Here is a 20,101-nt window from a genome sequence, read left to right on the forward strand (position 1 = left end):
GCACGGAGATGATAAAGTTTGGCTTTGACATGGGAAGCCACAGCGATTAAGGGGACCGGCTTATAAATTCCGATGGAACGCCGGCTTGCACGGCATTTTGCCGAATCGCGGATTCGGCCATTCTCACGAGGCTTATAGTGGCGAAAGCGGAACTTGGAACCAAGCGCACCGATCCGGAAACCGGCAAGAAGTTTTATGATCTGAACCGGGATCCGATCGTTTCCCCTTATACCGGCAAGTCCTATCCCCTGTCCTTCTTCGAGGAAACCTCGGCGATCGCTGATGTTGCCGAAGAAGACGAGGTCGCGGAAGTCGATACCGAAAACACCGAAGTCGAACTGGTTTCGCTCGAGGATGCCGATGACGCCGCCTCTGGCGACGACATCCCTGATATCGGCGATGACGATGTCGAAATCGAAGGCGACGACGATGACGACACCTTCCTCACGCCTGACGAAGACGACGATGACGACGACATGAGCGACATCATCGGCGTGACCGGCGACGAAGACGAAGTCTGATCAGACAAATGCCGGCCCGGATGACAAAAAATTTCCGGGTCGGATTTTTTAGGCTTGCTATCTGCGAAAACCGCAAGTAAGAAGCCGCCACTCCAGAGGAAACGCCCTCCGGAGCATCCCAGGACCGGCCACGCCGGACTGCCTTGATGGGGCTATAGCTCAGCTGGGAGAGCGCTTGCATGGCATGCAAGAGGTCAGCGGTTCGATCCCGCTTAGCTCCACCAGCCTACGCTCTTCGAGCTTCGGCTCGGCAAGCCGGAAGGCTTGGCGGACGAAGACGAGAAGGAAGCGGAGGCTGCCGCGACGAAGTTGCGAAGCAACGTAGGCGGGCCGTGATTCCTTCATGAAATATGTCTACATTCTCCATAGCATCACCTTTCCGGATCGCTATTACGTTGGCGTGACGGGCGACCTTAAGTCGCGTCTGGCAAAACACAATGCTGGAGAGGTCTCGCACACTTCAAAATACGTCCCTTGGTCTCTGAAGACCTATCTCGCTTTCTCCGACGAAGCTCAGGCCTTTGCCTTTGAGAGGTACTTGAAGTCGGCATCCGGCAGAGCATTCGCAAAGAAAAGACTTTAACCAGCCCGCCAACTCCGGCAGACCGCCCCCACGGCCCGCCGGCGTCTTTCGTCTCAAGCCTCCACGATCGCTGCCGTCAACCGCTTCACCACCGGCAGCACCAATAGCAGCACGGGAAAGGCGATTGCCCAGGAGAGAGCCCAGGCGGATGGCCACATGGCAAGTGCAGCCATGGTGAGGCCTTGTGCTCTGACGATGCTGATCGCCGAGACGACGGATGTCATCAGCAGCGAGAGGATGAGCGGCATGACGATCGAGTTGTAACGCTTGGGGAGTTTGCCTTTGGGCATTTTAATCTCCGTAAGATGCCGATCGAACAATCGCGCAGCGCCGACCGGCGGGTTGCGCGTTGATTGACGTAAACGCTTACGGAGCTTCGGTCTGAAGCGACGCCGTTTTATCGCCGAAAAAATGCGGCCGTGCAAGCGTCCGTCTCGGCCAATCCTTTGCCAATTCCTCAAGAAGAGGACTTATCCTTCATGCAAGAATCTCAGTGATTCGGCTTCAGGACCCTTCGACCAATGACCAGAGCAAGACGCCGCCGTATCATTCGTACACGACGAACCCTGACCGGGCTCGCCCTCGTTGGTTCAATTTCGTTTCTGGCCGGCATGACCGATGCGACCGGGCTGCTGCTGACCGGCGATTTCGTCTCCTTCATGACGGGGAATACGACCCGGGCTGCACTCGCTCTCAGCCAGGGCAATCTTTATCATGCGGCGGTGCTGATCTCCGCCATTTTCATTTTCGTGCTCGGCAATGCGGCCGGCATCGTCATCGCCCATGTCTCCGAGCGGCGCATCTTCGTCGTGCTCGGCTGCGTCGGTGCCCTTCTGGCGTTTGCTTCGATGACGACGGCTGAGGGCCTGATGCTCGCGCGGTTCTACATGATCGTTTTATCCATGGGCATGGTGAACGCCGCCGTCGAACATATCGAAGGCCTGCCGATCGGCCTGACTTATGTGACAGGCGCGCTGTCGCGTTTCGGCCGCGGCATCGGCCGCTGGATCATCGGCGATCGCCGTATCGAATGGACCATCCAGCTCGTGCCCTGGGGCGGCATGATGCTCGGCGCGATCGCCGGTGCGGTCCTGACGCGGCTGAGCGGCGCCCATGCATTGTGGCTGGTCTCCATCTTTGCCATGGCGCTGGCGCTTGCCACCATGTTCATTCCCCGGCCGCTTCAGCGGCGCTTCAACCAGAAGCTCGCGCCGCACCACACGGGCGCCCTGCGCTAGAGATAGGACCCGTCGCATTCCTGTTACCGTCGAATCGGATAGGAAGGACCGCCGCCGATCTTCAAGGGAGTAGGTCTTGTTCGTTATTTCGAAGCTTGTCTGGATTCTTGCCCAGCCGCTGTCGCTGGCATTCATTCTTGTCTTCTTCGCCTTTGCCGCCAGCCTCCTGCGCTGGCGCAGCTTGAGCATTCTCAGCGCGATGGCTTCAGTCGTCATCCTCTTCGTCACGCTCTACACCACGGCCGGAAACCTTCTGATGCAGGGTCTGGAGCAGCGCTTCGCCAAACCCGCCGCAGATCCCGATAGCCTCGAATGCATGATCGTGCTCGGCGGCGCCTTCGAAAACGAGGTGAATACGGCGCGTCACGGCATTGAATTCAACCCTGCGGCCGACCGCTTCGTCGAAGCCCTGCGGCTCGCGCAGAAATTTCCGCAGTCGCGCATCCTGATCTCGGGCGGCGACGGCTCACTCTCAGGCATCTACGAAGGCGATGCGGCGGCATCCGAGCGCTTCTTCCCGCTCTTCGGCATCGCGAGGGATCGCCTGATCGAGGAGCGGCAATCGCGCACAACCTTCGAAAATGCCGTCAATACCAAGGAATTCCTGGCGAGTCAGGGGCTTTCAAATTGCCTGCTGATCACCTCGGGCTTCCATATGCCGCGTTCCGTCGGCATTTTCCGCAAGCTCGGCATCGATATCGTGCCCTGGCCGACCGATTATCGCACCGACGGGCAGGTGAAACCGGGCCTGGATTTCACCCAGCCGAACCTCAATGCCCAGAATATGGCGACGGCGATCCGCGAATGGTACGGCCTGATCGGCTATTATCTCGCCGGCCGGACGTCGGAGCTTTATCCGCGCTAAGCCTATTTCTTCGAAATCGTGACGAATTTGGTGCCGCGCACGCGCGCCGTGACGATGCAGGGGTCACCTTCGGTGCGGTCGCAGAAACGCGGATGCATCTTCATTGCCAGCACCATGTTGCCGAAGCGCTGGACGAAGTCGTAGCCATAGATCTGTGCCGTCGCGATCATGAAATAACCGCCCTCGGCGACCTGCAGATAGAAATTATAGGTGCAGCCGTCGTCGTTGCATTGCGGCCCCTTCTGCCCGTCGCAGGTCAGCAGGCCCTCATTGACCACCGCGTCGATCAGCCCGTCATTGTTGATGTCCTGGCGGGTGACGAAGCCGTCGGCGAATTCGGCCGCCTTGCACTGCTCCTGAAAATGCTTCTTCTCGTATATCTCGGGGTCGGAGATCAGCGATTGCTGGGCAAGCGCGGCAACCGGCATGGCAAGCAACAGGACGATGTTGAGAACGGCGAGCACCAGCGTTTTCACAAGCTTTCCTCTTTTGGGCAAAGGCTCCGTAGTCCATGCATGCCGCCCAAAACTGTGCAGCAGTTTATGGATAGTGACATGCATCGAATAAAGACCGATGCTTTATGGCCGCGCCGCCTTGCGCCGCCCTTGCCGCCATGGTTCTTTCCGGAAACTGTTCGCCGGTCCCGGGGTCCGCATGTCCTTGCTTGTCTATCTCGATTATGCCGGTATTGCGCTGTTTGCCGCGACAGGCGCGCTCGCCGCTTCGCGCAAGCAGCTCGATCTGATCGGCTTTCTGTTTTTCGCCATGGTGACGGGAACCGGCGGCGGCACGGTGCGCGACATCGTGCTCGGCCGCGTGCCGGTCTTCTGGGTATTGAACCCCGCCTATATCCTCGTCTGCTGCATCATGGGCGTGATTGTCTTCTTCACCGCCCACCTGCTGGAATCGCGTTATCGCCTGCTGATCTGGCTGGATGCGATCGGTCTTGCCGCCTATTGCGTGCTCGGCGCCGCCAAGGGCCTTGCTGCCACCGGCTCGCCGACCATCGCGATCGTCACCGGTACATTGACGGCAACCTTCGGCGGCATCCTGCGCGATCTGATGGCAAACGAGCCTTCGGTGCTTTTGCGGCCGGAAATCTATGTGACGGCGGCGCTGATCGGCGCCGGCGTGTTTACGCTCGCCAACGCGCTGGGGATGCCGCTCTATCTGGCCTCGGGCTGCGGTGTCGTGGCGGCCTTTGCTGTTCGCGGCGGCGCTCTTTGGTTCGGTTGGACCTTCCCGATCTACAAACATAAGCCCGGTCGGCATCCAGACGATGTGATGTGAATCTTTTAGGTGCCGTCAGCCTTGTTTGGCCCGCAGGCGGATCACCACGTCGACATGAGCGATCTCCATGCCTTCGGGCGGCTCCGGCAGATTGCCGATCGTCAGGTTGCCGACGGGAATGTCGAGCACCTCATTATGGCCTTCGATGAAGAAATGATGGTGGTCGGAAACATTGGTGTCGAAATAGGTCTTGGCGCTCTCGACAGCGAGAACGCGGATGAGACCGGCTTCGGTGAACTGGTGCAGCGTATTGTAGACGGTCGCCAGCGAAACCGGCACGCCGGCGGCAACCGCCTCCTCATGCAGTTCCTCGACGGTCAAATGCCGGTCGCCCTTGGCAAACAGGAGGTCGCCGAGCGCGACGCGCTGGCGTGTAGGGCGCAGGCCCGCGCCGCGCAGCCTTACCTCTATTGCGATCGGGAGTGTACCCGTCATCAACACGAACTCCGATTATTCCTGCATAAAGCAATCATGTTTCTTCAAGCGGTATAACTTTTGCATCGGAGCCTTTCAATAGTTCAGTGGGGACAGGAGCCTGATAAACGCGGCAAAAACGGGCTTTTGATGCAAATAGGTCTGGTCGCAGCTCTGGCCTTCCTGTATGCGACCACCAAATAATGGCGTAAGCCTGGTCCAAACCGATGAATGAAGCTGCCTTGCTTGTGCTTCATTTTCTGAAGAACTTGGACTACACGTTCACATCCATCGGCTTCACGCGGGGGGAAAAAGAAATTTTATGACCACCAGACAGTCCAGCTTCTCGTATGAAGAACTCATCGCTTGCGCCCATGGCGAGCTGTTCGGACCCGGTAATGCGCAGCTGCCGCTGCCGCCCATGCTGATGGTTCACCGCATCACGGACATCTCCGAAACGGGCGGTGCCTTCGACAAGGGTTATCTCAGGGCCGAATACGACGTACGCCCCGACGACTGGTATTTTCCCTGCCATTTCGAAGGCAATCCGATTATGCCGGGCTGCCTCGGCCTCGACGGCATGTGGCAGCTGACCGGTTTCTTTCTGGGCTGGCTCGGCGAGGAAGGTCGCGGCATGGCGCTTTCAACCGGCGAAGTGAAATTCAAGGGCATGGTCCGGCCGCATACCAAGCTGATCGAATACGGCATCGACTTCAAGCGCGTCATGCGCGGTCGCCTCGTGCTCGGCACGGCCGACGGCTGGCTGAAGGCGGACGGCGAGACCATATACCAGGCGTCCGACCTTCGCGTCGGTCTATCGAAAGACAAGACCGCCTGACGGCATTTCGAGCGGCTGACGAAAACAACAAAGGTTTGATCAGATGAGACGGGTAGTTGTCACGGGTCTGGGTATCGTTTCCTCGATCGGAAGCGATGCGGCCGAAGTCACCGAATCCTTGCGCCAGGCAAAGTCGGGCATTTCCTTTTCCAACGATTTCGCCGAACACGGCTTCAAGTGCCAAGTCTGGGGCAGCCCGAAGCTCGGCCCGGCGGAACTTGCCGAACTGGTCGATCGCCGCGCCATGCGCTTCCTGTCGCAGGGCGGCGCCTGGAACCATGTCGCCATGAAGCAGGCGATCGCCGATTCCGGCCTGGAAGAGAAGGACTATGCCCAGAACGAGCGCACCGGCATCATCATGGGATCTGGCGGACCGTCCACCCGTACGCTGATCGAGGCGGCCGAGATCACCACCAAGAACAACAGCCCGAAGCGCATTGGTCCCTTCGCCGTGCCGAAGGCGATGTCCTCCACCGCTTCGGCCACACTTGCCACCTGGTTCAAGATCCACGGCGTCAATTATTCGATCTCGTCGGCCTGCTCGACCTCCGCCCATTGCATCGGCAACGCCGCCGAAATGATTCAGTGGGGCAAGCAGGACGTGATGTTTGCCGGCGGCCACGAAGATCTCGACTGGACGATGTCCAATCTCTTCGATGCCATGGGCGCCATGTCCTCCAAATATAACGATACGCCCGACACCGCCTCGCGCGCTTATGACGTCAACCGCGACGGTTTCGTCATCGCCGGCGGCGCCGGCGTGCTGGTGCTGGAGGAGCTGGAGCGCGCCAAGGCCCGCGGCGCCAAAATCTACGCCGAAATCGTCGGCTACGGCGCGACCTCCGATGGTTACGACATGGTCGCCCCCTCGGGCGAAGGCGCTATCCGCTGCATGCGCCAGGCGCTTTCCACCGTCAAAGGCGATGTTGACTATATCAACACTCACGGCACCTCGACTCCGGTCGGCGACAGCAAGGAAATCGGCGCCATCCGCGAGGTATTCGGCGGCGCCAAGATCCCGCATATCCAGTCGACCAAATCGCTGACCGGCCATTCGCTGGGTGCGGCCGGCGTGCAGGAATCGATCTATTCCCTGCTGATGATGCAGCAAGGCTTCATCGGCGAAAGCGCCCATATCACCGAGCTCGATCCCGAATTCGAAGGCGTGCCGATCGTGCGCAAGCGTATCGACGATGCGAAGATCGATATCGCTCTCTCCAATTCCTTCGGCTTCGGCGGGACGAACGCCACGCTCGTCTTCCAGCGCTATAACGGATAACAACATGACTGGAATCATGCAGGGTAAGCGCGGCCTCATCATGGGCGTCGCAAACAACCATTCGATTGCCTGGGGGATTTCAAAAGCGCTCGCCGCGCAGGGTGCGGACCTCGCCTTCACCTATCAGGGCGATGCGCTCGGCAAGCGCGTCCGGCCGCTGGCCGCCGAAGTCGGCTCGGATTTCGTGCTGCCTTGCGACGTCGAGGACATTGCTTCCGTCGATGCCGTGGTAGACGCACTCGGCGAGCGCTGGGGCAAGCTCGATTTTATCGTCCATGCCATCGGCTTCTCCGACAAGAACGAGCTGAAGGGCCTCTACGCTGATACGACGCGGGAGAATTTCAGCCGCACCATGGTCATCTCCTGCTTCTCCTTCACCGAGATCGCCAAGCGTTGCGCCCCGCTGATGGAAGGCAGTGGCGCGATGCTGACGCTGACCTATAACGGCTCGACGCGCGTCATTCCGAATTACAATGTCATGGGCGTCGCCAAGGCGGCGCTCGAGGCTTCGGTGCGTTATCTCGCTGCCGACTACGGCCCGCGCGGCATCCGCGTCAACGCAATTTCCGCCGGCCCGATCCGCACGCTTGCCGGCGCCGGCATTTCGGACGCACGCGCGATCCTCTCCTGGAACCAGCGGAACGCGCCGCTGCGCAAGACTGTGACCATCGATCAGGTCGGCAGTTCGGCGCTTTACCTGCTCTCCGACCTCTCCGCCGGGGTCACCGGCGAGATCCATTTCGTCGATGCCGGCTTCAACATCACCTCCATGCCGACGCTCGAAGCGCTGCGCAGGGCAGACGTGGAATAAAGACAGAAAGCCGGGCTTGAAGGCGAGCCCGGCTTTTCTTCAAGACTCATCCTCTAGAGCACCTCCGTTTTTCTTCGAATCACGGAAATGCTCTATCTCTTTGTTTTCACGCAGTTCCGAACGCAAAACCCGTTACACACTTTTGCTGGAATTGCTCTAGGGATGAATGACCTGCCGCAAGATAGCCGCCGAATCCCTGGCGCCCCAGCGGGTCGCAATCTTTCCGTTTTCGACAACGAACCATTCCATTGCTGTGACTTCGTAGCTTTTGCCGGTCGGGTCATGCCCCACGAGACCGCGAAAGAAACCGGAGTAGCGCCCGGTTTCCCGGTAGCGGACCACGACATTCGTTCCCTCCGCGGCGATATCGAGGATCTCGAGGTTTATATTCATGCCCTCGTGAAGCTCGCGCCAGATGGGTTCGACGTCGTCCAGACCACCATACCCCAGAACACCGTAAATCCGCGCATCGGCGGCAAACAGTTCGCGCAGTGCGACCATGTCGAAGCGGTTGAATGCCTCGACATACGCCATGACGAGCGCCTTGTTGGCTTCAGTCTCCATCCCTCTCCCCTGTGATTTCTCCATCTGCAGCAAGTCTAGCAGATCACTCGAGGCTGCCAATGCGGACAGCTTACTTCTTCGCCCACAGCACCTTGAAGCGCGCATTGCGGCAGGTTTCGCCGCTTTCCTTGAAATTGGCCGCCAGAACCGGCTCGTAAGGCAGGCCGCGATTGGCGACGAGCATCAGCCGGCCGTTACCGCGAAGGGCGGATGCTGCGGCCTTGATCATCGCCTGGCCGAGCGAAGGCTCGGCGGCGTGGCCCTCATGGAAGGGCGGGTTCATGATGACGAGGTCGTATTTGTCCTTGACCGGCTCGCTCGCCAGATCGTGCCAGAAGAAGCGCACAGGCGCGTTTGGGCAGTTCTCCGCCAGATTGTCTTTGGCGGCCTCCAAAGCGGCGTGGTTGGCCTCGTAGAGGTCAAGGCGGGCAATTCCAGGCGATCTTTGCGCCATCTCGACGGAGAGATAGCCCCACCCCGCGCCGAAATCCGCGACGTCGCCGGCAAAATCCTGCGGCAGGCGCGAGGCGAGCAGTTCCGAGCCGGCATCGATCCGGTCGTGCGAGAACATGCCGGCAGCCGCATGGAAGCGATCGTCGACGCGCACCGGCGCCTTCGCCAGCTTGGAGACGATTTCGCCGGTTTCTGCCGGCCGGCCGAACCAGAAGGCCACGCCGTGATATTTCGGCATATGGTCGATGGCGAGGCCGAATCCTTCCATGCGCTTGCGCAGCGGCTGGATGCCGTCTTCCTTGGCGCCGGCAACGACGATCAGGCCGCCGGCCCGCGTGCGGGTGATCGCGGCGGCGAGATTGGCCTCGTTCTCGCCCTTGTGCTTGGTGCAGAGCACGAGTGCTGCGTCATAGTCCTCACCGTCGATCTCAGGCGTGGCTTCGATCCGCTGCGCCAGCAGCTGGCGGTAGAGCGGCCGGAAGCCCTGGACGGCGCTGAGCGCGGCGGCAAAACCTTCCGGCAGCGCAAAGCCAGCCTCGGCGCCGAGGAAGAGCACACGCTCGCCTTCGCCGGGCGCCTTGATTGTGCCGCTGGCAAAGGGGTGGAAAAGAGTCTTCAGCGTTTCGCGGCTCATGGATATCGTCTCATTTAGAATAGAAAAAGGGCGCGGAAGATTCCCGCGCCCGGAATTAAAGCTGGCAGAGGCGGCTTATTCGGCCGCTTCTTCCTTCTTCTTCTCGTTCGGAATCTCCTGGCCGGTGGCCTGGTCGACGACCTTCATCGACAGGCGAACCTTGCCGCGTTCGTCGAAGCCGAGCAGCTTGACCCAGACCTTGTCGCCTTCCTTGACGACATCAGTCGTCTTGGCGACGCGCTCGGAAGCGAGCTGCGAGATATGGACGAGACCGTCGCGGGCGCCGAAGAAGTTGACGAAGGCGCCGAAGTCGGCGGTCTTGACGACAGTGCCTTCGTAGATCTGGCCGATTTCAGGCTCGGCGACGATCGAGTGGATCCACTTGCGGGCCGCTTCGATCTCCTTGCCGGAAGAGGAGGCGATCTTGACGGTGCCATCGTCCTCGATGTTGATCTTCGCGCCGGTCTTTTCGACGATTTCGCGGATGACCTTGCCGCCAGAGCCGATGACTTCGCGGATCTTGTCGACCGGGATGTTCATGACTTCGATGCGCGGAGCGAATTCGCCAAGCTGGCCGCGGCTTTCGGTGATGGCCTTGGCCATTTCGCCGAGGATATGGGCGCGACCGCCCTTGGCCTGGCCGAGAGCGACCTTCATGATCTCTTCGGTGATGCCGGCGATCTTGATGTCCATCTGCAGCGAAGTGATGCCATCGGCCGTGCCGGCAACCTTGAAGTCCATGTCGCCGAGGTGGTCTTCATCACCGAGAATGTCGGAGAGGACGGCAAAGCGATCGCCCTCGAGGATCAGGCCCATGGCGATACCGGCAACCGGCTTGGCGAGCGGGACGCCTGCATCCATCAGCGCCAGCGACGTGCCGCAGACGGTTGCCATCGACGACGAGCCGTTGGATTCGGTGATCTCGGAAACGACGCGCAGCGTGTAGGGGAACTGCTCAGCCGACGGCAGCATCGGACGGATCGCACGCCATGCGAGCTTGCCGTGGCCGATCTCGCGGCGACCTGGGGAGCCCATGCGCCCGGTCTCACCAACCGAGAAGGGGGGGAAGTTGTAATGGAGCAGGAAGCGCTCCTTGTACATGCCGGTCAGGCTGTCGACATACTGCTCGTCTTCGCCGGTGCCGAGCGTGGCAACCACGATCGCCTGCGTTTCGCCGCGCGTGAAGAGCGCCGAACCGTGCGTGCGCGGCAGAAGGCCGACTTCCGAAACGATCGGACGAACGGTTTCAAGATCGCGGCCGTCGATGCGGCTCTTGGTGTCCAGGATGTTCCAGCGGACGATCTTGGCCTGCAGGTGCTTGAAGATCGCGCCGACTTCCTCGGCCGTATACTTGGCTTCGCCTTCCTCGGGGAGGAAATGCGCCTTGACCTTTGCCTTGACGGCGTCGACGGCGGCGTAGCGGTCGGCCTTCTGGGTGATCTTGTAAGCTTCGCGGAGCTCTGCCTCGAAATGCTTCAGCATCTCGCCTTCGAGCTCGGAATAGTCTTCCGGCTGGAAGTCGCGCGGCTCCTTGGCAGCGACTTCGGCGAGCTTGATGATCGCGTCGAGAACCGGCTGGAAGCCCTTGTGGCCGAACATGACGGCGCCGAGCATGACGTCTTCGGGCAGTTCCTTGGCTTCGGACTCGACCATCAGCACGGCATCGTAGGTGCCGGCGACGACCAGGTCGAGGCTCGACTCATCCATCTCGTCGAGATGCGGGTTGAGAACATATTCGCCATTGATGTAGCCGACGCGCGCGCCGCCGACCGGGCCCATGAAAGGAACGCCGGAAAGCGTCAGCGCCGCCGAAGAGGCGATCATGGACAAGATGTCGGGATTGTTCTCGAGGTCGTGTTGGACGACGGTGACGACGACCTGCGTGTCGTTCTTGTAGCCTTCCGGGAAGAGCGGGCGGATCGGGCGGTCGATCAGGCGGGAAACGAGCGTTTCGTTTTCGCTCGGACGTCCTTCGCGCTTGAAATAGCCGCCGGGAATCTTGCCGGCCGCGTAGGTCTTTTCCTGGTAGTTGACGGTCAGCGGAAAGAAGTCCTGGCCGGGCTTCGGCGCCTTGGCCGAGACGACGGTGGCGAGAACGACGGTCTCGCCGTAAGTGGCGAGAACCGCACCGTCGGCCTGACGGGCGATCTTGCCGGTTTCGAGCTTCAGCGGGCGGCCGGCCCACTCGATTTCCACTGTGTGTGTATCAAACATATCTTGTCCTTCAATGCGGGAGCACGCGCCATCGCCGATATCAGGGCGCAGCGCACAGTCGACCGCAATCAATGTGACGTATCACGGGCAAGACAACGGGAGGCTTTTCATCGGCAGTTTCCCGAACTTCAGAGTTCCTGAGAAACTTGGGCCAAAGCCTTGGAGAGCTTTGGCCGAAAGCATCCGGCAATCCTGCCCCATGACAGGTCAGCGGTTGGTTTGGCAGAACCGGCCCATCCGGGCCTGCCGGTCGTTCCACCGCTTGAGATAGGGCGCGGGTGGAACATTTCATCGGGAGCGTCGTCCCGAAACAGATCCGGCGGACGCTTAAAAGCGTCCGCCGGACAATTTTAGCGGCGGATACCCAGGCTGTTGATCAGCTTGGAATAGCGGCCTTCATCCTTCTTCTTGAGATAATCAAGAAGCGAGCGGCGGCTCGAAACCATCGTCAGCAGGCCACGGCGGGAATGGTTATCCTTCTTGTGGTCCTTGAAATGTTCGGTCAGGTTGTTGATGCGTTCGGTCAGGATCGCAACCTGGACTTCCGGAGAACCGGTATCGCCTTCGGCAGTTGCGTATTCCTTGATCAGCGCAGCCTTGCGCTCAGCAGTGATCGACATCGGACGTTCCTTTCTATGAGAGGAGAAAAAGTCGCCACAAGCCGGGATGCCGTCCAGCTTTGGCCGTGAATGCGAGCAGGCGAACCTGACGCTGGCGCTGCCTATAAACCAAATCTGCAGCGATTGAAAGAGGGGACTCCTGTAGCCGCTTTCAACGGCCCGCCATGGCGTCCCGGATCATTGCATCATAACCTTCGGGATCCTGCAGCATGGCGAAATGGCTGGCATCCTTCAGGATCACGAGCTTGGCGCCGGGAATCTCCTTGGCCATCAATTCCGTATGATCGAGCTTGACGGCTTCGTCGTGATCGCCGATCGCGAGCGTGACGGGAACCGTGATCTTTCCAAGATCGGCGGCCGTCCATGCCGGTTGGGTCTCCCACATGTGGGAGATCTGCGTGACGAAGGCATCGTACTCGTCCGGCGTCGGCGAAAGCTTTCGGTACTGATCGCCGGCGACATCGATGTAGGCTTTGAAGGTCTGGTTTTCCATGACGTCGGCCTTGACGCCGTCGGTCGTGACGTTTGCCGCCTGGGCAATGACGCGGGTCAGCTTTTCCGGATGTTTCATTGCCATGTCGATGCCGATGATGCCGCCGTCCGACCATCCCACCAGCGTCACCTTGCCGATCTTCAGATGGTCGAGAAGGGCCACGTAATCCGATGTCATCAGATCGTAGCCGAAAGGCTGCTGGCTGCGCGTCGAGCGGCCATGGCCGCGGCTGTCGGCGACGATGACCAGGTGATCCCTGGCGAAATCGGCGATCTGGTGACCCCAGACGTCGGCATTTCCAAGGCCGCCATGGATGAAGAGGATCGGCTCGCCTTCACCATATTCGGCATAATACATCTTGATGTCGTTCACATCGGCCACGCCGCTCGTCGTCGCCGCGGGCATCGAAGGAAAGGCCGGCAGCTCGGCCCAGCGCTCGGCGGATTGAGCGCCGGCGATGGTCAGAAACATCGAAAAGAACGTCAGTACTCCGATAGCGGTTGCGCGCATTTTCATCCCCTTGTCGGGCCACCATGGCCCCTCGGGCGCTATGGCCCGAAAGGAAGATATCGCATCGCTACCGCCTGACAATCGTCAGTGGTGCCGACTCAGGCGAAAACTCGCTTCGGTCGAAACTCGCCCTGGCCGATTTCGCCGATCGCGATCAGCCTGCCGCGTGCCGTCGCATAGGCTTCGCTCTCGGTAATCGGTGCATCGCGACCGCGCACCAGGATCGGATTGCCCATCTTCAGCCGGTGCGCCTGGTCGTCGTTGATGACGAGATGGGGCAGGGCCGACAATGCTTCGCAGGTGTCGATCAGCAGCGCGTCGAGGGCGGCAAGCCGCTCGTCCATATCCTCGATCGCTTCGAGTGCCACGAGGTTTGCGAGCGGCACCATGGCGTCTTCCGAAAAGGGCGCGACAAAGGTGCGCCGCAGCCCTGATATATGGCCGTAGCAGCTGAGCTCGCGGCCGAAATCGCGGGCGAGCGCCCTGACATAGGTGCCCTTGCCGCATTCCACTTCGAAATGCGCGGTATTGGCGTCCGGGCAGGCAAGCAGGGTCAGCCGGAAGATTTCCACCTCGCGCGAGGGGATCTCGACGGCTTCCCCTTCGCGCGCCAGGTCGTATGCGCGTTCACCCGCTATCTTGATGGCGGAAAACTGCGGCGGGACCTGGCTGATCGTGCCGATATATTTTGGCAGGATGTCGCGGATCTGCTGTTCGGTCGGACGCTTGTCGGATGTCTGCGTGACCTCGCCTTCGAGGTCGTCGGTCGCGCGCTCCTCTCCCCAGCTCACCGTGAATTCATAGATCTTGCGGCCGTCCATTACATAGGGAACCGTCTTGGTCGCGTCGCCGAGCGCGATCGGCAGCATGCCGGAGGCGAGCGGATCGAGCGTGCCGGCATGGCCGGCCTTCTGCGCCTTGTAGAGCCACTTGATCTTGGAAACGGCTTCCGTCGAGCCGAAATCCACCGGCTTGTCGAGAATCAGCCAGCCGGAAATCGGCCGGCCCTTGGGTTTGCGTGGTTTGGACATCAGTCTCTTCTGTTATTTTTCGTCGTTATCGCCGTCGAGGTCGCGGCTCACCTCAGGCGAACGCAAGAGCTCGTCGATCTTCTTGTAATTGTCGAAGCTGGTGTCGTCGCGGAAGCGCACCTCCGGCATGTATTTCATCTGCCGAAGTTGCGGCCCGAGCCGGCCGCGGATGAACTTCGCATGGCGGTTCAACGCCTCGATGACGATGCTGTGGTCGGAAACGCCGAGCGGCGTCACATAAGCCGTGGCGATCTTGAGATCCGGCGACATGCGCACTTCGGAGATCGAAATCACGGTCGCCTCGATGATGTCGTCACGCACTTCGCCGCGCTGCAGCACCTGGGTAATCGCGGCGCGGACCTGTTCGCCAACGCGCAGCATGCGCTGCGAAGGCGCGGAGGATGTTGGTCTGGTCATTGTTATCTCTGTTTGCCGATGCGGCTGGGAATCGAACCCGTCAAAGGAGAGCGTCCATGACTCTTTTGGCTGAAAAGGTCAAGCCGGCAGGTAGAAAAGCCACCCGCCGGAGAGCGGATGGCTTTTGTCAAGCTGCTGGAACGCAGAGGATTAGAGCGTGCGCGTGATATGTTCGACGCGGAAGCACTCGATGACGTCGCCGACGCGCATGTCTTCGTAGTTTTCGAAGGCCATGCCGCACTCCTGGCCCATCGGCACTTCGGAGACTTCGTCCTTGAAGCGCTTGAGGGTCTTGAGCTTGCCTTCGTGAACGACGACGTCGTTGCGGATAAGGCGGACGCCCGCCCCGCGCTCGACCTTGCCTTCGACGACACGGCAGCCTGCGACCTTGCCGACCTTGGTGATGTTGAACACCTCCAGGATCTCGGCATTGCCGATGAAGGTCTCGCGCCGCTCCGGCGACAGCAGGCCCGACATCGCTGCCTTCACGTCATCCACGAGGTCGTAGATGATGTTGTAGTAGCGGATCTCGATGCCCTGGCGTTCGGCGAACTGGCGCGCCTGCGCATTGGCGCGAACGTTGAAGCCGATGATGGCCGCGTTCGAGGCTTCGGCGAGCGAAATATCCGACTCCGTGATGCCGCCTGCGCCCGAATGGACGATGCGGGCACGGACCTCGTCGGTTCCGAGCTTTTCCAGCGCGCCGGCAATCGCTTCGATCGAACCCTGCACGTCGCCCTTGATGACGAGCGGGAACTCCTTGATGCCGGTGCTCTGCATCTGCGTCATCATCTGTTCCAGCGAACCGCGCTGTCCCGACTGGCGGGCGGCCGCCTTGTCGCGGGCAAGACGCTGGCGGTATTCCGAGATTTCGCGGGCGCGGCTTTCGCTCTCGACCACGGCGAACTTGTCACCCGCCTGCGGCGTGCCGGAAAGGCCAAGCACTTCGACGGGCATCGCCGGCGGTGCTTCCTTCATATGCTCGCCCTTGTCGTTGACGAGGGCGCGCACACGGCCCCAGACGTCGCCTGCGACGATGATCTGGCCCGGCTTCAGCGTACCGTTCTGAACGAGAACCGTGGCAACCGAGCCGCGGCCGCGGTCGAGCTGGGCTTCGATGACGGTGCCTTCCGCGGTGCGGTTCGGATTGGCCTTGAGGTCAAGGATTTCCGCCTGCAGCAGAACGGCCTCGAGCAGCTTGTCGAGGTTCTTGCCTGTTTTGGCCGACACTTCGACGTCAAGTGTTTCGCCGCCCATCGATTCCACGAAGACTTCGTGCTGCAGAAGCTGGTTGCGCACCTTCTGCGGATCGGCTTCGTGCTTGTCGATCTTGTTGATCGCCACGATGATCGGAACACCGGCTGCCTTGGCGTGATTGATCGATTCGATCGTCTGCGGCATGACGCTGTCGTCAGCTGCCACGACGAGGATCGCGATGTCGGTCGCCTGCGCTCCGCGGGCACGCATCGCCGTGAAGGCGGCGTGGCCGGGGGTGTCGATGAAGGTGATCTTCTGGCCGTTCTGCTCCACCTGATAGGCGCCGATATGCTGCGTGATGCCGCCGGCTTCGCCGGCAACCACGTTGGCATGGCGGATGGCGTCGAGCAGCGAGGTCTTGCCGTGGTCGACGTGGCCCATGATGGTGACGACCGGCGGACGCGAAACGCGGTCGCCTTCAACGTCGGCGATGTCAAAGATGCCGAGTTCGACGTCGGATTCAGAGACACGCTTGACGGTATGGCCGAATTCGCCGGCGATGAGTTCGGCAAGGTCGGCGTCGATGACGTCGCCCGGCTTCATCATCTGGCCTTCTTTCATCAGGTACTTGATGACGTCGACGGCGCGTTCGGACATGCGCTGCGACAGTTCCTGAATGGTGATGGTCTCAGGCAGGACGACTTCGCGGGAAATCTTCTCGCGAGTCTCCTGCATCTGGCTGCGGCGGAACTTCTCCTGCCGGCGGCGCATCGCCGAAAGCGAACGGCTGCGGCCGGCGTCCTCGCCGTCCACATCGGCAGTGGTGATCGTCAGCTTGCCGCGGCGGCGCTCGTCATCCGTCTTCGGACGCGTGGTTACCGGCTTTGCGGGTTCCGGACGGACGATGCGGCCACGGGCCGGACCGCCGCGCGCGGCGCCCCGATCGTCGTCGCCATCATCATCGCGGCGGCCACGGGCGCCGACCGGTGTGGCGGCGCCGGGGGTCGGACGGGCGCCAGCGGGCGCTGCGCCATCAGGCCGGCGGGCAGCCGGAGCCGATGATGCCGGCCGCGGCGTGCTCGGACGGGCTTCGGTCACTGCCGGAGCCGGCGCGGCTGCAGCGGCTGCCGGTTCGGCGGCAGCAGCAGCGGCCGCTTCGGCCTGCCGGGCTGCCTCTTCGGCCGCCCTGCGTGCGGCATCCTCCGCTTCGGCTGCCTTGCGGACAGCCTCTTCGGCGGCGCGGCGTTTTTCTTCCTCGGCGCGGCGGATCGCATCCTGGGCGTCACGCGCCTGGGATTCGGCGAGCGCACGGCGGCGCGCATCCATTTCCTCAGGCGACAGATGGTTCAGCACGACAGGGCGCGGGCGATCGTTCGGACGCGGCTGCTGATAGGACTGCTGCGGACGCTGGTTGGCTTGGCCGCCACCGGGCTGATGAATCCGGGGTGCCGGCGTCGACTGCTGCGGACGCGCCTGAGCAGGTGCCGGCGCCGGTTCGGCTGCGCGAACCGGGGCTGCGGGGGCCGCAGGCGTGATCGGCTTTTCGTCTTCCGGGCGCATCGGGCGCCGCTTGCGGGTCTCGACCACGACCGCCTTGGTGCGACCCCGACCCATATCCTGGCGAACGGTACCCTGGCTCATCCCCGATGGTTTCAGGGTGAGCGTCTTCTTGCCCGTTACGCTGAGTGTCTTGTCGTCGTTACTATCGGTCATTCGTTCCCGTTCCTTCGGACAGGGAGCGATGACTAGATCAGACCCTGTCGTTCAAATAGTGTCGATCAATGAGAATGAAACCGGCCGATGCCGGTGACCGCCTCATTGTTTTTGCCGGCCAGCGCCGCCCGCTGCCCGGGACTGACCGCCAATACGGTACTGTTCGAGCATCTTTGCGCGCTTCACTACACCCTCACCCGCCTGCCCTGCAAGCACTGCGGCATGGATAAAAGCATTCTGGCCCATCAGGCCTTCCATTTCGCTCTCCGAGAAGAAACGGTAGGAAGGTATCTCCTCCTCGGTCTCCATTCCGAGGTGCCAGGCCTTGCGGGCCTGGTCGATTTTTCGCACTCCATCATCCGCTGCGTCAGTTGCGTGGAACACCGCAAGGGCTGCTCCACTTCTGACCGCGGCATCCACTTTCGAGGCGCCGCTGACGAACTGGCCGGCCTTGCGCGCCATGTTCATCATCTGCATCAATTGCGCAGCCAGCAGCCGGTCGACGCTTGCGCCGAGATCGTCCGCCGCTTTCACTTCCGCTTTCAGCGCCCGGGCGAACAGCTTTTTCGCCACCGCCCTGTCGACCAGCGACCGGTCGGCCTTCACCCAGCAGCCGCGTCCCGGAAGCTCGCGCTTCAGGTCGGCGACGACGGTTCCGTCGGGAGCCGCGACGAAGCGGATCAGCTCTTCTGGCGATCTGCTTTCGCGCGTCACGATGCACATGCGTCCGTTCACGTCATACCCTGCAAGATCGTCGTCCTCGGGAAGAACGTTCGGCTCATGCGCGGTCATCATGCTTCCTGTTCGGCTTCGGTGACCTCTTCTTCGGTCCCCTTCGCCAGGTCCTCTTCGGTGATCCAGCCAGCCGCGAGGCGGGCCTGGACGATCATTTGCTCGGCCTCGACACGCGAGACGTCGAACTTCGAGAACAGGCCTTCGAACTTCTTCGTTTCGCCGTTCTTGCGTTCGCTCCAGCCGACGAGATCATCGGCCGCACAACCGGCGAAATCCTCGATCGTCTTGATGCCGTCCTCGCCGAGCGCCACCATCATCTGGGCGGTCATGCCGTCGATCTGGCGCAGCTCGTCCTCAACGCCGAGCGCCTTGCGCTTCTCGTCCATCTCGGCTTCGAGACGCTCGAGGAATTCGCGGGCGCGCTGCTGAATTTCCTGCGCGGTCTCTTCGTCGAAACCGTCGATCGAGGAAATCTCGTCGAGATCGACATAGGCCAGTTCTTCGACGGCGGCGAAGCCTTCGGACGCCAGAACCTGGCCGACCATTTCGTCAACGTCGAGCGAATCCATGAACAGGTTGGTGCGCTCGTTGAATTCCTTCTGACGGCGTTCCGATTCCTCGGCTTCCGTCATGATGTCGATATCCCAGCCGGTCAGCTGCGAAGCAAGGCGGACGTTCTGGCCGCGGCGGCCGATCGCAAGCGATAGCTGCTCGTCGGGAACGACGACTTCGATGCGCTCGGCGTCCTCGTCGAGAACGACCTTGGCCACTTCCGCCGGCTGCAGGGCGTTGACCACGAAGGTCGCCGGGTCCTGGCTCCAGGGGATGATGTCGATTTTCTCACCCTGGAGTTCGCCGACGACGGCCTGAACGCGCGAGCCGCGCATACCGACGCAGGCGCCGACCGGATCGATCGAACTGTCGTTCGAAATCACCGCGATCTTGGCGCGCGAGCCCGGATCACGGGCGACCGACTTCACCTGGATGATGCCGTCGTAGATCTCAGGCACTTCCATGGTGAAGAGCTTCACCATGAACTGCGGATGCGTGCGCGACAGGAAAATCTGCGGACCACGCTGCTCCCGACGAACATCATATACGTATGCACGGACGCGATCGCCATAGCGCACGTTCTCGCGCGGGATCATTTCGTCGCGGCGGATGATGCCTTCACCACGGCCGAGATCGACGATGACGTTGCCGTATTCGACGCGCTTGACGGTGCCGTTGACGATTTCGCCGACGCGATCCTTGAATTCGTCGAACTGGCGGTCACGCTCGGCTTCACGCACCTTCTGCACGATCACCTGCTTGGCGGATTGTGCTGCGATGCGGCCGAAGTCCATCGGCGGCAGCGGATCGGCGATGAAATCGCCGAGGGCTGCGTCCGGATTGCGGTCGCGGGCAAGCTCCAGCGGGATCTGCGTCGAATAATCCTCGGCCTTGTCGACCACTTCGAGCAGGCGCTGCAGACGGATTTCACCGGTCTTGGGATTGATGTCGGCCCGGATGTTGGATTCGGTGCCGTAACGGGAGCGCGCCGCCTTCTGGATGGCATCGGCCATTGCGGCAAGCACGATCTCCCGGTCGATGACTTTTTCGCGCGCCACTGCATCTGCGATCTGCAGAAGTTCGAGCCGGTTCGCACTGACTGCCATTGTCTTGTTTCTCCGTCTTTACT

General features: G+C 61.3%; 21 protein-coding genes and 1 tRNA gene. 9 read left to right on the top strand and 13 right to left on the bottom strand.

Going from position 1 to position 20,101, the window contains the following annotated elements; genetic code table 11:
* Window positions 1-137: 137 nt before the first annotated feature.
* From ACQ7C1_RS28250 to ACQ7C1_RS28260, 3 genes are all read left to right on the top strand, one after another.
* A complete protein-coding gene (locus ACQ7C1_RS28250) occupies window positions 138-521 on the top strand; it encodes a TIGR02300 family protein (RefSeq protein WP_003589408.1) in 384 nt (127 codons plus the stop codon).
* 148 nt (window positions 522-669) lie between these two features.
* Window positions 670-745: transfer RNA gene (locus ACQ7C1_RS28255), tRNA-Ala, on the top strand.
* A gap of 119 nt (window positions 746-864) precedes the next feature.
* Window positions 865-1,104 (top strand): GIY-YIG nuclease family protein, encoded by a 240-nt coding sequence (locus ACQ7C1_RS28260; protein ID WP_097600464.1) that lies wholly within the window; start codon window positions 865-867, stop codon window positions 1,102-1,104.
* Window positions 1,105-1,157: 53 nt separating this feature from the next.
* Here ACQ7C1_RS28260 and ACQ7C1_RS28265 read toward each other — a convergent pair whose 3' ends face one another.
* Window positions 1,158-1,394 (bottom strand): DUF2798 domain-containing protein, encoded by a 237-nt coding sequence (locus ACQ7C1_RS28265; protein ID WP_285192089.1) that lies wholly within the window; start codon window positions 1,392-1,394, stop codon window positions 1,158-1,160.
* Window positions 1,395-1,625: 231 nt separating this feature from the next.
* Between ACQ7C1_RS28265 and ACQ7C1_RS28270 the strand changes: the two genes are divergently transcribed.
* Together ACQ7C1_RS28270 and ACQ7C1_RS28275 are read left to right on the top strand one after the other, a co-directional pair.
* On the top strand, window positions 1,626-2,342 hold the full coding sequence (locus tag ACQ7C1_RS28270) for a YoaK family protein (protein WP_430960661.1): 717 nt from the start codon (window positions 1,626-1,628) through the stop codon (window positions 2,340-2,342).
* Between the two features lie 76 nt (window positions 2,343-2,418).
* Window positions 2,419-3,207: a YdcF family protein gene (locus tag ACQ7C1_RS28275; RefSeq protein ID WP_430960662.1), complete on the top strand. Its 789-nt coding sequence runs from the start codon at window positions 2,419-2,421 to the stop codon at window positions 3,205-3,207.
* A gap of 2 nt (window positions 3,208-3,209) precedes the next feature.
* Here ACQ7C1_RS28275 and ACQ7C1_RS28280 read toward each other — a convergent pair whose 3' ends face one another.
* Window positions 3,210-3,683: a hypothetical protein gene (locus ACQ7C1_RS28280; protein WP_430960663.1), complete on the bottom strand. Its 474-nt coding sequence runs from the start codon at window positions 3,681-3,683 to the stop codon at window positions 3,210-3,212.
* A gap of 178 nt (window positions 3,684-3,861) precedes the next feature.
* Between ACQ7C1_RS28280 and ACQ7C1_RS28285 the strand changes: the two genes are divergently transcribed.
* The gene (locus tag ACQ7C1_RS28285; protein ID WP_064805816.1) at window positions 3,862-4,497 is read left to right on the top strand and encodes a trimeric intracellular cation channel family protein; all 636 of its coding nucleotides are present in this window, start codon (window positions 3,862-3,864) and stop codon (window positions 4,495-4,497) included.
* A gap of 15 nt (window positions 4,498-4,512) precedes the next feature.
* Here the strand turns inward: ACQ7C1_RS28285 and irrA are convergent, their stop codons facing one another.
* Window positions 4,513-4,932 carry an iron response transcriptional regulator IrrA gene (gene irrA, locus ACQ7C1_RS28290; protein WP_430960664.1) on the bottom strand — a complete coding sequence of 140 codons (420 nt, stop codon included), beginning with the start codon at window positions 4,930-4,932 and terminating at the stop codon, window positions 4,513-4,515.
* Window positions 4,933-5,233: 301 nt separating this feature from the next.
* On the opposite strand from irrA, the gene fabA reads away from it, so the two are divergent.
* Genes fabA through fabI form a run of 3 tightly spaced genes read left to right on the top strand, consistent with a single transcriptional unit; the run spans window position 5,234 to window position 7,839 of the window.
* Entirely contained in the window at window positions 5,234-5,749 is a 516-nt protein-coding gene (fabA, locus tag ACQ7C1_RS28295; RefSeq protein ID WP_020920068.1) for a 3-hydroxyacyl-[acyl-carrier-protein] dehydratase FabA, read from the top strand.
* A 43-nt stretch (window positions 5,750-5,792) separates the two neighbouring features.
* Window positions 5,793-7,028 (top strand): beta-ketoacyl-ACP synthase I, encoded by a 1,236-nt coding sequence (gene fabB, locus ACQ7C1_RS28300; protein WP_430960665.1) that lies wholly within the window; start codon window positions 5,793-5,795, stop codon window positions 7,026-7,028.
* 4 nt (window positions 7,029-7,032) lie between these two features.
* A complete protein-coding gene (fabI, locus tag ACQ7C1_RS28305; RefSeq protein WP_430960666.1) occupies window positions 7,033-7,839 on the top strand; it encodes an enoyl-ACP reductase FabI in 807 nt (268 codons plus the stop codon).
* Window positions 7,840-7,995: 156 nt separating this feature from the next.
* Here fabI and ACQ7C1_RS28310 read toward each other — a convergent pair whose 3' ends face one another.
* From ACQ7C1_RS28310 to nusA, 10 genes are all read right to left on the bottom strand, one after another.
* On the bottom strand, window positions 7,996-8,403 hold the full coding sequence (locus ACQ7C1_RS28310) for an ester cyclase (protein WP_085857758.1): 408 nt from the start codon (window positions 8,401-8,403) through the stop codon (window positions 7,996-7,998).
* Between the two features lie 70 nt (window positions 8,404-8,473).
* Window positions 8,474-9,490 carry a class I SAM-dependent methyltransferase gene (locus ACQ7C1_RS28315; RefSeq protein ID WP_430960667.1) on the bottom strand — a complete coding sequence of 339 codons (1,017 nt, stop codon included), beginning with the start codon at window positions 9,488-9,490 and terminating at the stop codon, window positions 8,474-8,476.
* A 75-nt stretch (window positions 9,491-9,565) separates the two neighbouring features.
* Entirely contained in the window at window positions 9,566-11,704 is a 2,139-nt protein-coding gene (gene pnp, locus ACQ7C1_RS28320) for a polyribonucleotide nucleotidyltransferase (protein ID WP_011423507.1), read from the bottom strand.
* A 350-nt stretch (window positions 11,705-12,054) separates the two neighbouring features.
* The gene (rpsO, locus tag ACQ7C1_RS28325) at window positions 12,055-12,324 is read right to left on the bottom strand and encodes a 30S ribosomal protein S15 (protein ID WP_009997779.1); all 270 of its coding nucleotides are present in this window, start codon (window positions 12,322-12,324) and stop codon (window positions 12,055-12,057) included.
* 151 nt (window positions 12,325-12,475) lie between these two features.
* Window positions 12,476-13,327 carry an alpha/beta fold hydrolase gene (locus tag ACQ7C1_RS28330; RefSeq protein ID WP_085779916.1) on the bottom strand — a complete coding sequence of 284 codons (852 nt, stop codon included), beginning with the start codon at window positions 13,325-13,327 and terminating at the stop codon, window positions 12,476-12,478.
* Window positions 13,328-13,425: 98 nt separating this feature from the next.
* The gene (gene truB / locus ACQ7C1_RS28335) at window positions 13,426-14,358 is read right to left on the bottom strand and encodes a tRNA pseudouridine(55) synthase TruB (RefSeq protein WP_430960668.1); all 933 of its coding nucleotides are present in this window, start codon (window positions 14,356-14,358) and stop codon (window positions 13,426-13,428) included.
* Between the two features lie 12 nt (window positions 14,359-14,370).
* Window positions 14,371-14,775, bottom strand: coding sequence for a 30S ribosome-binding factor RbfA (rbfA, locus tag ACQ7C1_RS28340; RefSeq protein WP_430960669.1), 405 nt, complete (start codon window positions 14,773-14,775; stop codon window positions 14,371-14,373).
* Between the two features lie 150 nt (window positions 14,776-14,925).
* Entirely contained in the window at window positions 14,926-17,685 is a 2,760-nt protein-coding gene (infB, locus tag ACQ7C1_RS28345) for a translation initiation factor IF-2 (RefSeq protein ID WP_097600455.1), read from the bottom strand.
* Between the two features lie 102 nt (window positions 17,686-17,787).
* Window positions 17,788-18,480 (bottom strand): RNA-binding protein, encoded by a 693-nt coding sequence (locus ACQ7C1_RS28350; protein WP_430960670.1) that lies wholly within the window; start codon window positions 18,478-18,480, stop codon window positions 17,788-17,790.
* Window positions 18,477-20,078, bottom strand: coding sequence for a transcription termination factor NusA (nusA, locus tag ACQ7C1_RS28355; RefSeq protein WP_064800221.1), 1,602 nt, complete (start codon window positions 20,076-20,078; stop codon window positions 18,477-18,479). Before nusA ends, ACQ7C1_RS28350 begins: the two co-directional genes overlap by 4 nt.
* Window positions 20,079-20,101 lie beyond the last annotated feature (23 nt).

The organism is Rhizobium sp. Nf11,1 (assembly GCF_050587665.1).
Classification (GTDB): Bacteria; Pseudomonadota; Alphaproteobacteria; order Rhizobiales; family Rhizobiaceae; genus Rhizobium.